The organism is Flavobacterium zhoui, assembly GCF_042787235.1.
GTDB lineage: Bacteria > Bacteroidota > Bacteroidia > Flavobacteriales > Flavobacteriaceae > Flavobacterium > Flavobacterium zhoui.
In genome coordinates this window covers 347697-360320 of record NZ_JBHZPY010000001.1, presented here as the reverse complement: position 1 = coordinate 360320, position 12624 = coordinate 347697, and the positions used below count along the sequence as shown (strand labels likewise).

Genomic DNA, 12624 nt, shown 5'->3' with positions numbered 1-12624 from the left:
TAACAAAAATTACGATTCGATATTCAAATAGTCTTTAAAATTTATTCCCTCCGGTAACCTTCCCACGTTTTGAAGTTTTAGCACCGCTAATTTTTGGGCTATTGTAATAGATTCTTCCAGATTTTTATTTTCTAATTGTGCATATAAAAAACCAGTCCAAAAAGCATCCCCTGCACCGGTAGTGTCTTTTATGTCTTCTATTGGCAAAGCTTTTTGATGAAACATACCAAAATCACTATTTGACAATACAACTCCATCTTTTCCTTTTGTCAAACAAATAGTTGAAGCACCTAATCCATGAAAATATTCAAAAATAAAGTCTTCCGTTTTAGATTCGGCGAAGAGTCTATAACAGTCGTCCTCACTAAGTTTTACTAGAGGATTAGTAGATAAATATTCTTTTAAGACAACTTTTGCTTCTTCTCGATCAGGCCAGATTCTTTCCGAAAAATTAATGTCGATGCTCGTTAATAATCCTAATTTCTTTGCTCTTTTAGCACCCTCTAAAATAGTAGTTCGCGCCGGATCTTTGCTCAATGCAAAGCAAGTGGTATGAAATATTTTTGCACTTTCTAGCAGTTCATCTGTAATCTGATTTTGTTCAATCTGATAATCCGCCTCACGGTATGGAATAAAATCTGGTGTTCCCGAGGATTTTGAAACAAGAATGATTGAGGTAGGAACCCCTTCCAATTTCTTTACCTGAGTGGTACTCACATTATTCTCCTTTAATTTACGAACGATATATTCTCCCAAACCATCCTGACCACAAGTGGCAATTAATGCCGATTTCAAACCTAATCGTGAAGCATTCACAGCTACATTAGTTGGCGATCCACCAAGAAAACGATGGTAATCTTTTGTTCTATTGATGGACGTATTTACTTCATGTCCTATAAAATCAATCAGTACTTCGCCAGCACATATTATATCTATTATTTTTTCCACTTTACACTAAAAATTTAAAGTTAGTATTTATACTTTGATGCAACATAACCGATGCTGCTGCACTCCACGCACAAAAAGGAACACCATTTGGTACTTTAGTCTTGCTGTTAAAATTCTCATAAAAACTAAAATCCTCCACGGCATTCATTTCATTTATCGAATCTAAAAGAAGGTTTGCCTCCAATCGTTTTTCTTTGGCTAATAAAGCCAAACCATAAAATCCGTTCACCATCGACCAAGTCCCCCCGTTGTGAAACTCATTAGGGTGATTCCTAAATTCGTATTTACAATTACTTTTAAGCAAGTTCCAGTCCAAATCACTGTCTTTTATAGCAGGCCAAAAAGCGGGCAATAATTGTAAAGACATTTCATTTTTAAGTTCTAATGAGTACTCTAAAATACTATTTTGAAAATCTGTGGAACCAATATTTAAGAACAGCGCCAACGAATTTCCGAAGGCATCAAATTGCATTTTGTATCCTGCTGGAGAAAAAGAACAAGGCATATATCTTTGAAAATTCACTTCATTGTATGCTCGCTCATGGTATTTCTCACCAACCGAATTTGGGGTAAAATTAATTTCGATTTGCTCCGTAATTTTTTCAATTTTATTGGTAATCGAGTTGTCTTTTGTAAAATGATTGTAACTCTTTAATGCCCATATTCGAAGCAATTGATCGGATAAAACATAACCATCTGTAATGTATTCATCAGCCCAGTTTCCTGAAAGCGGCACATACAATAAATGCTTATTATTAAACTCCCAAGCTTCCAAAAGCTGCAAACACTTTTGAATATTACCTTCGTATTTTTTCACGAAAGTGGAATCATTTGTATAAAATGAATATTGACAGATACCTATAATAAACCAAGTCACTGCATCAACTCTTCCCGCCAAACCTCCGTAACTCACTTCAATGACATCCTCATTGGTCCTTACATTTGAAGGAATCGTCCCATTATGGTGTTGATTATTGGCTAAAGTTTCTAATGTTCTTCGAAAAATTTCAATCAATTCCTCATTTCCTGAAGCCAATGCAGCCAATCCACAGATTACACCATCCCTGGCCCATACTCTTTTATAATTAGAAACATCTTGAGCACTTGCTAAAAAACCTTCGGTTGAGGAAGCACTCTGTAGCAATTCAATTGCTTTACTGTAATTTAAATCATTCACTTAATTCTACTTTCTTAGTTTTAATAAATAAGGTGCACACTGCGCCAATTATCAACAATACTCCTGCAAAAGTTATTGCTAATCTAGGGTCATTATTCAAAAAATGTTTTAAAATATAACCAAAAGTTATCGTTTGAATAAACATCGGAATTACAATCATCATATTTATAATTCCCATATAAACTCCATAACGTTCCTTTGGAATGTCGTTTACGACCATTAAATAAGGAATTCCCATCATACTAGCCCATCCAATTCCAAAACCAGTTATGGCTGGAAATAATAAATATTTGTTTTCTATATGAGGAAAAATTAAAAAGCCAATTGCTGCCAACATCAAACAAGTAAAATGAACAAATTTTGCCGAATACTTTTTAGCAAAATACACTAATGAAAAGGCACATAAAAAGGTAACAATATTATACCATCCATTTACTAATCCAGTCCATCCTACCGCTTCGGAATATAATTTCATGTCTTTTTGAGGTGTGGTATGCCAAACTGAGAGAGCAATACTTTTCGATGAATTTTGCCAATAACAAAACAAAGCGTACCATTGAAATAGATACACCAAAGCCAGTTGCCACATTACCTTAGGCATGTGTTTTACGGCACTAAAAATATCTATGAATGGAGTATAAACATTTAAAGGCTCCTCTTGTATCTTTTGCAACTCTTCCTCTGTAGGCGGAATTTCCTTTGTAGTGTGTGAACTCCACAAAACGGACGCTATTGAACACACTGCACCTAGAAAAAAAGAGGCATATACCCAAGTGGGTAATTTTCCAGTTGTACCGATAAAGATCATGGGAAATATAAACAACGATATGTTTGCCAATGTTTGTCCAAAACCGGTGAAGAAGCTCTGAGCCTGAAAACCGACAGGCTGTTGAGACACATCTAATTTGTCTGCGATAAAGGCACGATACGGTTCCATTGCGGTATTATTCCCAGCATCTAAAATCCATAATAATCCCGCTGCCATCCAAAGCGAACTACTAAACGGGAATAGGAATAATGCAATACTGCAGACTAACGCCCCTATTAGAAAAAAAGGTTTTCTTCTTCCTCCAAATTTTGGAGACCAAGTTTTATCACTTAATGCTCCAATTATTGGTTGGATCAATAATCCCGTCAATGGTCCTGCAAGATTAAGTAATGGCAACTGGTCTGGACTGGCACCAAGAAAATCATAAATGGGATTTACTGCACTTTGCTGTAAACCAAAACTATATTGAATACCCAGAAAACCAACATTCATATTGATAATCTGCCAAAAACTTAATTTTATTTTAATTCCCATTCCCTGATATGTTAATTTTTTCTAAATTTAATTTTAAAATTCCCAAATGAATAAAGAAATAAAACAAAAACGTTTTCGGAATAACCGAAAACGTTTTCGAAGTGTTAAAATTACAATAGAAAAAACTACTTATTTACTGGCATATGGAATAATAATTTTAGTTTCCCATTCTAACTCATTTCCTCCATTAAAAGGATTTGCGAGAAAGTGCTCCAGGGGTTTATTATCTAATTTAATGTCATTTTTCTTTGCATAATCAAGCAATGTAAACCAAGCTCTGTCTGATGTTCTGAAATTTCCGTAATAAGTAGCTTTTAAGCCTTTAAGAGCTGGTATCGTTTTGAAATGCACCACCTCACTTTTTACAATTGCAGCGTCCTTTTCAATTGGAAAACAATAGTTAAAATTTAGCGTTTCCGTATCTTGATTCCAATTTACAATTTCTACGTAAGGACTGCCAATAATTTTAATCTTGTTTTGTTGCAAATACCCTGTAATAATTTCATCATTACGAATCATTGTCTGTGCCTTTTCTTGCATCACACTTTTTAACTTAATGTAAGCTACATAGGTATCTTCAGACGAACCCTCTCCTTCAATTTTAACTTTAAAATTTTTGATATGATTCTCCAAAGCATCTTTGAAACTCGTAATTTTCTTTATTTGCTCCACTTTAAAACTAGTGCTAAAAAAAGGAGCAGTAAGTCTGTTGTAAATACTGTTGTTAAAATCCTTTATTGAAACGTTGATTGATGTGACTGAATCATTTATAGATTTCATTTCCCAAGTATATTCCATACGAGTATTACCTTTATTCATTTCTTGCTTAATAAAATCGAAATTTTTCTTTTCAAGAGTGACGTAGGTTTCTTTTTGGCTTACAGATTGAGCGAAAGACCATTCTTGAACGCCTTGAAAAATTGTACCAGTAGCAGCTTTAACTTTAAATGAAATACAGTAATCACTCTTTTTAAGAAATAAATACCAAACTAAAAACAATGAAATTAGAAGAGTCAGTAGTAATGCGATTTTTTTTCTGCTTAACATTTATTTTGTCATTTTTAATTTTCCAACAATAAAACTACCTAAATTTTCTCCTTGCGTTATGCCGTTTACAATCGCTGCTTTATAATGTATTCCGCCATAAAATCGACTCATTGCAGCTTCTTTAGCTGCATCGTTAAACGATTTAAAACTCCTATTTGGCAAACCATATGGCAACTCTGTATTATCAAGATAGGCAAAATTATCCCCAAAAACTGATGTCAATATAGCGGCTGAACAGGCAGAAGCTACTGAATGTCCACTGCAATATTCAGGAAATGGCGGTGTTTGTAATAATGGTCTCCAATTTTCATCTATATTTTGATTGATCACAGTTTCTGGTCTTACAACATTACTTCTGAATTTTTCATCCCAACAACTGATAAAGGCATCAAAAAGCCCAATTGAAGTTTGGGTGTATGCATATACCGTTTTCTCGAAATCAGCATTTGACTTTTTGCAGGCAATTTTAACAATTCCCATCCAATGACCTCCAGGAGTTATTTTCTTTTTAGCAAACATCATGTGGCCTTGATTAACCGTGACATAAGGATTACAGTCCCAAAATTGAGCCATTTTTATTTCTTCAGATGAATCCCCTTTTTTTATCATTTGCTGACTAATATCATACACTTCTTGAACTTGCTTAAAAAAAGGAGATTTTTTGTCTAACGAAAATGGTAAAGCGGGAACTGGTTTGAATTGGGAAGCCGAGTCTAAAACCAATGTTCTAATCTCACCCCAATGTGGTTCTACAGCATCCATATACGCTGGTGGAGTAGGCTGCCATCTTCCGGGTTGATTAGCATAAACAGAAAATTTAGACATTGTTCTTGTTTGTTTGTAATTATCTTTTCCCATCCATTTTTTAATCCTCTCCGCCACTTTAAGCCCGTATTCTTTTGAAACTTCAAATTCATTTTCGTTTTCATTTCCCCATTTCTGGTACAAACTATCTCTAAATTTTTCAACCAATTCTTCAGAAAACACTAATGCTTTGCTCACTTCCATGTGCGCGATAAGAGCAGCTATATTTTTATTTACACCACTTTTTGGATCTAAAGCTGGGATAGAATCTAATCCGTTTAATTGACCTTGCAAACTGGAATACCTTTTACTGTTTTGCGCAATTATTTCAAAGGCAGCAATATTAGGATACGTGTAAATCCTGCTCGCTACTGGTGGTGAAAAAATATCGTGAATCAAAATTTGAGTTACATTGTCAATTGAAGCGGAGTAGTCACTCGGTGTTACAACAATAGATTTTTCTTTTTTGCACGAAACAAAAAGAAAGATCATTACAGCCAGTGTTAAAAAATGTGTTTTCATTGTTTTGTATTTATTATCTGTTAAAAGCAAGGAACGGTATAGAATTCTCGTAACAGCTCATTATTATAAATTAATTTTTTGTCATTGCCAGTTCGTAAACTTCAGCTGGCTTATTATTTATTGTTACTAATAAATATTTCTTCCCATTTAAATTGATAAGGTCCAAATGTCTTATGGCCTTCTGAGTTAAATCTATTCCAATTTGATTTCCTAAATAGATTGTTTTTTCACTCTTTATTAATGCTCCTGAAAACCCATCAAATCTGCTGTGATACGGTGACACCCCAAAATAATTTCCTGCTGCAAAAACTTCTACCTTTTTATCCGCATCAAAATTTCCTTTGACGAAACACGTAATAGGGGAGACTTGCAGTTTATTCGAAAAAGATACAAAGGTAAATTTCCCATTGTCATTTCTTAAATAACCCGATTTCAAATTATGAACTTCAAATAATTTCGCTTTTTCTAGCATTTTTGGATCAAAAACCTCGTCAAGTGTTTTTCCGGCAAATGATTTATAACTGTTAAATTTCTTTTTTAATAAACCACTAAACTGTTCTGCTAATTCGTCTAGTCCTGCCGTCGTATAATACTGACCGTTTTTTTCTATTGCAACTATAGTTTCAAAACTACCATTGGCGTCAAAATCATCATAATACATTTTCATAGGAAAATCTATACTGGCTTTAAATTTAGAATTCATTCCCCAGTTTCCAACCAAATAATCTTCATCTCCATCATTATCAATATCGAAAGGAATTATAGATTGCCATAATCCATTGCTTTTTTCAGGAAAAATAGTTTCGGTGACATTCTTGAATTTACCATTCATATTTGCGAAAAAAGTTGGCTTCATCCACTCGCCTATTACTATAATATCGATTTTACCATCTTTGTTAAAATCAGTAAAAACAGCATCTGTAGCCATCCCAATTCCTTCAAATGTTTTATTCTGAACAATTGTAAATACCCCTTTATTATTGTTCAATAAATAGCAATCCGGCATACTGCCGAATCTATTACTCACAGAGTTATTACCAACAAAAATATCTAAATCCCCATCTTTATCGTAATCGAATGTTTTGACAACTGATGCGTTTTGGGCAAGTTTTGGCAAAATAGTTTTAATTAATTCTCCATTTTTAGCAAGGTATAATCTATCTTGTAGATTAGATGCATTTTCTCCTCCGCCAGAGGCTACATACAAATCATTTATTTTATCATTATCAAAATCTCCAATTACAGCCGAAGCATCTTCAAAAACAGAATCACTTTCAATTGCTCTATATATTTTCTTAGAAAAACCTTGAGGATTTTGAAGAAAAACAGCTGCTTTTTTTCCTTTTGATCCTCCAAAGAAAATATCCTCCTTTCCATCTCCATTCAAATCCCCAACGGCTGTGGCAGGTCCTCGATCAGAACGTTGATAAGGAATTAATTTTTGTGTTAAAATATCAATAAAGTCATTTTCCTGATGTGTGAAGTCAATACCTAAATTAGTTTCTACTTTTTTGAAAATAGGCAAAACACTAGGATGTAATTTTCTGTAATCAAAGAGTTTCCTGTTTTTATTGGGTTTAACAGTTAGTGTTTGACAAGTTTTAATATTCTTAAAGGTTTGATATGTTCTGTCCGGCCAAATAACTACTAATGAATCGACCGTTTTTATTTTGCCGTATCCAAAGTGAATCATTGGCTCAGATGAAGACTGGAATCCTCTTGTTGTTTGCAGTTCCATGAATTGTTTTTGCCCTTTCACATAAGAAATAACTTTTGCCCCAATTCCGAAAGTATTTTTACCTAAAAACCGTAATTTCAACTTTAAATAGTTAGAATTCTTGTTGGTTTGGTTTATGTAAATTGACGCCACACTGTTTAAATTATTTGTGATTACATCTAAATCTCCATCATTATCAATATCAGCATAACCGCTTCCATTTGAAATTATTGAATCATTTTCAATCCACTCATTCGATCTATTTTTAAACATTAAATCCTTTGACCCTTGAAAAACATAATTTGTTACATTGCCTTTTGGCATTTTTTTCAACGCCTCTTTATCTAATAATTTAGTGGTGCTAATTTTACTTTTTATCTGATCATTAGAATAATATTTCACATAATCTAAATCATTAGGGCGCTTTGGAATTCCATTACATACAAATATATCTTGCTCACCGTCCTGATCATAATCTGCAAATAAAGAGCTCCAACTCCAGTCTGTAGCCGCTACACCACTTAGTAATGCCGTTTCTGTGAAATTATTCCCTGCTTGATTCAGTTGCAACATATTTCTGGTATACTGATAATGGTAGCCTAATTTTTCGGTCCTCATTTTCAGCATTTGTACATTGTCGTCTCCTAAAGAGGATTTCAAAACTTTTTCATCCTCAGGAAGCATGTCTAAAGTCATAATATCCGGGAAACCATCATGGTTAATATCCGCGACATCAACACCCATTGAAAATCTGCTGGTATGTCCAAAATGTTTTTTCAAACTTTCCGTAAAAGTTCCGTCACCATTATTCAAATAGTAATAATCATCTTCATGAAAATCATTACATACATAAATATCAGGATAACCGTCTAAATTAAAATCAGAAACTGCCAATCCTAAACCATATCCATTGGCCCCACCAAAAATCCCTGCTTTATCACTTACATCAACAAATTTACCATTGTCGTTTCTAAATAATTTATCTCCACATTCATAACTTCTGTTATTTCTAATTTGAGCATTTCCATAGGACGCTTCAGAATGTACGGCATGATTTAGCAAATACATATCTAAATCACCATCCAAATCATAATCAAAGAAAGAGGCCGAAGAACTATAATTATCAAGATCCAATCCATATTCAGCGCCACTCTCTGTAAAAGTGTTGTCCTTGTTATTAATAAACAATTCATTATGGCCTTCAAAACCATTAATTCCTACGACAGCACAAACATAAATGTCTAAGAATCCATCCCCATTTACATCAGCCATGACTGTTCCTGCTTTCCAATCGTTTTGTCCTTCAACACCGGCTTTTGCAGTAATATCTTGAAACTTATTTTCTCCTTTATTCAGATACAATTTATTTTTACCTTGATTTGAAGTAAAATACACATCAACTAATCCATCATTATTTATATCTCCTAAAGCAACTCCTCCTCCATTGTAATAGTAGAGATAATCTAAAATAGATATGTTTTTTGACGGATCTAACTGATTATTGAATGTAATATTGCTCTTTTCAGGCGATAGTTTTTCAAATAATTGATCTTGTTTTTTTGAACAACCAGCAATCAGCAATGAAGCTAGTCCTATTCTAAAAAAATTATTCATTGCTTTTAAATATTTTAGGTGTGCTATTATTAACAACAGCAATAATCAAATTAGTATTATTCTTGTTCTTGATTGATTTAATATGCTTTACTTCTCCTTTTACAAAAAACCCGGAGCTACTGTAGGGTAGCCATGTGAAATTTCCATTTTTACTTCCTAGAAGTACGCTTCCATAATTAACATCTAATCTTGAAAATTGTGGTTTGAATTCGTATTGATTACCTCCTAAAATCAAATCCAAAATTCCATCCTTATTAACATCCATTGTAATTATCGTGTTTACACAGGAAAACTGTACTTCTTTTGGTAATGCTTTTACTTCAAATTTTCCGTTTCCTTTATTAATGGCAATTACGCTTTCTTGAATATTTACCATTTTTTGGATAGAATTATCAACGATTTCTTGCGCAAATAATTCCTGAAATGATTTCTTAGAATAATCTGCGTAGCTCAAATTTTTCTTTTTTATCAATGGAATTTGTTTCGCTAATTCTTGCTTTAAATGGACTGGTATATCTTTATTATTGATTGTTCGAGTTGCAATTTGCTCAATAGTACCGTTATTATCAAAATCATTTACAAATAATTTCATCGGATTTGTATTTGATGCTTTATAAGAAGTATTTGTTCCTTTATTGCCAAGAATCAAATCCTTTTTACCGTCATTATTCAAATCTACACAACTAACAGCGTTCCAAAAACCATGATAATAAGTAAGATTTGATTTGAATTCTACGAGTCGTCTTCCTGTATTTTTAAAAATTTTTGGAGCCATCCAATCTCCAACGATAATTAGATCTTTTTTGCCATCATTATCAATATCCTCCCAAAGAGCATCCGTTATCATCCCCACTTCATTCAGTTTGAATGCTTTTTTATCCGTTGCATTTGTAAAATTTCCCTTGCCGTCATTCTCCAACAATAATTGCTTTGGATCGATTCCATAAACGCCGGGAACACTTCTACTTCCTATAAAAACGTCAATATCCCCGTCATTATCAAAATCATTTACAGCTACAACTGACACGTTATTATTGGTAGTTGGAATATTCGTTTTGCTTTTTGAAAAAACTCCTTTTCCATTATTTAAATACAATCGATTTTTATAATTCGCTTGATCTGCTTTTTCATTTCCACCTGAACCTACAAGTAAATCTTGATCTCCATCATTATCAGCATCAAAGAAACTAGCGGCAGTATCTTCATAATTAGCATCGTTATCTATATCTTTCTGAGTTGTAATGGTAAAATTATCATTTCCGTTGCTTAGATACATTTTACCTGGAATTCCTTTGGCTCCGCCTATAAAAACATCATCATTCCCGTCTCCGTTAATATCGGCAACTGCTAACGAAGGTCCTTCTTTTGACAGTTCTTTTGAGATTAAGCCTTCATAATCAAAATCGATATAATCATTCTCTTTATTTATCAAAAAAGTGTTTGTTTTCTCAGAGAATAACTGTTTCGGCTTATTAATTTTAGGAATATAAATTGATTTGGCGTCAGCAATATTCAAATTAATTGTACAATTATTTCTTATTTTCTTAATGGTTTGAAATTTACTATTTGGCCAAATTACTTGAATCGAATCAATTTTTTTTGTACCGATTCCAAAAGTCATTACGTAATCTATCGAAGATTGAAAACCCCTTGAGGGAATTAACTCTTGTCTTAAAATTTCTTTCCCCGAAAATAATTCAACGACACTTCCTACTCCAAATTTATTTAGGTCATCTCCCTTTAATTTCACTTTTACATAATGGTTCTTTTTATTTTTATCAGAATTATTTTGATAAACAAAAGCTTCCATATTTACGTTATTGACAATCAAATCCAAATCACCATCATTATCCAAGTCACCATAAGCTGCTCCATTGGAAAAACTTGGCGTGTCTAATCCCCAATTTTGAGCTTCATTAGTAAAAGTTAGATTTCTATTATTTTTGAATGCATAGTTTGGTATAGGGGTACTTGGCATTTTATTGATTATAGTTTCAATCTGCTCTTTCTTGCCAGTAACAATCATTTTTTGCATGAATTCATTAGCAAAAAAGTCAACAAAATCCTGATTAGTTAAATCGTGGTAAATCCCGTTACAAACATATATATCTTTATAACCATCATTATCCATGTCAAATAATAAGGCTCCCCAACTCCAATCCGTTTTAGCAACGCCAGCATAATTTGCTATTTCAAGAAATTGATTATTTCCATTATTGAGTTGCAAAGTGTTTTGCATGTATTGATTAAAAAAATCCAGATTTAACTTCCTAAGATATAAATCATAGTTTTCAAAATTAGTTGTTGTTTTTAGACGCTCATCCTCTTCAGGCAACATATCTGTTACAAAAATATCAGCTTTTCCGTCATTATTAATATCGGCCATATCAGCCCCCATCGATGATTGACTAATATGAGAAGTCCAAACCTGAATTTGTTCCGTAAAGGTTCCGTTCTTATTATTTATATATAAATAATCTTTTTCGTAAAAATCATTTGAGATATAAATATCCGGATATAAATCTCCATTAACATCGCCTACCGTTACACCAAGCCCAAAACCTATTAAGCTCCCGTAAATACCTGATTCTTGGCTTACATCAACGAATTTACCGTTATCATTACGGAGTAATTTATCTCCTCCTCCTTTTAAAATATCTGCAACATCCCAGTCTTTATCGCGTAATTCTCTTTTATTAGAATAATTTAAGCTACTCACCGGTATAAAACTATTATTCAAAATATAACAATCAAGGTCTCCATCTTTATCATAATCAAAAAATGCGGCATGAGTTGTTATTCCAGTATCGGCAAGATTATACCCCTCAGCTTTTTCAGTAAAAGTACCATTCCTATTATTGACAAAAAGTTCATTCTTCTGGTTGTCCCCTTTAGTATTTCCTGCATTACATACATAAATATCAAGAAAGCCATCTGCATTTATATCCACCATTACCACACCTGTCGACCAGGATTTGGTTCCTTCGATACCAGCTTTTTTAGAAATATCTTCAAATTTAAAATTCCCCTTGTTTAGATAAAGCTTATTGGTACCAAGATTAGAAGTAAAGTACACATCAGACAATCCGTCGTTATTGATATCTCCTATTGCAACGCCTCCGCCATTGTAGAAATTTCTGTACTTGAATATGTTCATATCCACGCCATTCTTCACTTCATTAACAAAGTTAATTCCTGTTTGTGAAGCCTCTAATTTAGAGAATAAAGTGTCGTTGTTTCCTGAGTTTTCTTTAGAACAGTTAGAAAAAATAATTATAAAAAGGATAAATAAAAAAATACGATTAAACATATTTACAAACTATTTGATTAGGTAATTAGAAGTGCCTAATTTATATAATAAACATTATATAAAAAAATTAAAAATAGATTAAATAGAAGCTTTAACAGTTAAAAAAAAAGCTTCTTATTTCTATAATTACTTGAAGACTAAGACTTAACACTGATTAAGAACTCAAGATTAAATTAAAACGC

7 protein-coding genes are annotated in these 12624 nt (G+C 32.9%); all 7 read right to left on the bottom strand.

Annotated features, from left to right (window positions below):
* Window positions 1-9: 9 nt before the first annotated feature.
* The gene (locus tag ACFX5F_RS01575) at window positions 10-948 is read right to left on the bottom strand and encodes a carbohydrate kinase family protein (RefSeq protein ID WP_379849255.1); all 939 of its coding nucleotides are present in this window, start codon (window positions 946-948) and stop codon (window positions 10-12) included.
* A 1-nt stretch (window position 949) separates the two neighbouring features.
* A complete protein-coding gene (locus tag ACFX5F_RS01570; RefSeq protein ID WP_379849253.1) occupies window positions 950-2125 on the bottom strand; it encodes a glycoside hydrolase 100 family protein in 1176 nt (391 codons plus the stop codon).
* On the bottom strand, window positions 2118-3428 hold the full coding sequence (locus ACFX5F_RS01565; protein WP_379849251.1) for an MFS transporter: 1311 nt from the start codon (window positions 3426-3428) through the stop codon (window positions 2118-2120). Before ACFX5F_RS01565 ends, ACFX5F_RS01570 begins: the two co-directional genes overlap by 8 nt.
* A gap of 129 nt (window positions 3429-3557) precedes the next feature.
* Window positions 3558-4475: a GyrI-like domain-containing protein gene (locus ACFX5F_RS01560; protein WP_379849249.1), complete on the bottom strand. Its 918-nt coding sequence runs from the start codon at window positions 4473-4475 to the stop codon at window positions 3558-3560.
* On the bottom strand, window positions 4476-5801 hold the full coding sequence (locus ACFX5F_RS01555; RefSeq protein ID WP_379849247.1) for a vanadium-dependent haloperoxidase: 1326 nt from the start codon (window positions 5799-5801) through the stop codon (window positions 4476-4478). It abuts the gene before it with no gap.
* 70 nt (window positions 5802-5871) lie between these two features.
* Entirely contained in the window at window positions 5872-9132 is a 3261-nt protein-coding gene (locus tag ACFX5F_RS01550) for a VCBS repeat-containing protein (protein WP_379849245.1), read from the bottom strand.
* Window positions 9125-12442, bottom strand: coding sequence for a VCBS repeat-containing protein (locus ACFX5F_RS01545; RefSeq protein WP_379849243.1), 3318 nt, complete (start codon window positions 12440-12442; stop codon window positions 9125-9127). Before ACFX5F_RS01545 ends, ACFX5F_RS01550 begins: the two co-directional genes overlap by 8 nt.
* Window positions 12443-12624 lie beyond the last annotated feature (182 nt).

Bases quoted from the DNA above. Each gene is read 5' to 3' on its own strand.
- ACFX5F_RS01565 (WP_379849251.1), bottom strand. From the start codon at position 3,428: ATGGGAATTAAAATAAAATTAAGTTTTTGGCAGATTATCAATATGAAT.
- ACFX5F_RS01560 (WP_379849249.1), bottom strand. From the start codon at position 4,475: ATGTTAAGCAGAAAAAAAATCGCATTACTACTGACTCTTCTAATTTCA.
- ACFX5F_RS01555 (WP_379849247.1), bottom strand. From the start codon at position 5,801: ATGAAAACACATTTTTTAACACTGGCTGTAATGATCTTTCTTTTTGTT.
- ACFX5F_RS01550 (WP_379849245.1), bottom strand. From the start codon at position 9,132: ATGAATAATTTTTTTAGAATAGGACTAGCTTCATTGCTGATTGCTGGT.
- ACFX5F_RS01545 (WP_379849243.1), bottom strand. From the start codon at position 12,442: ATGTTTAATCGTATTTTTTTATTTATCCTTTTTATAATTATTTTTTCT.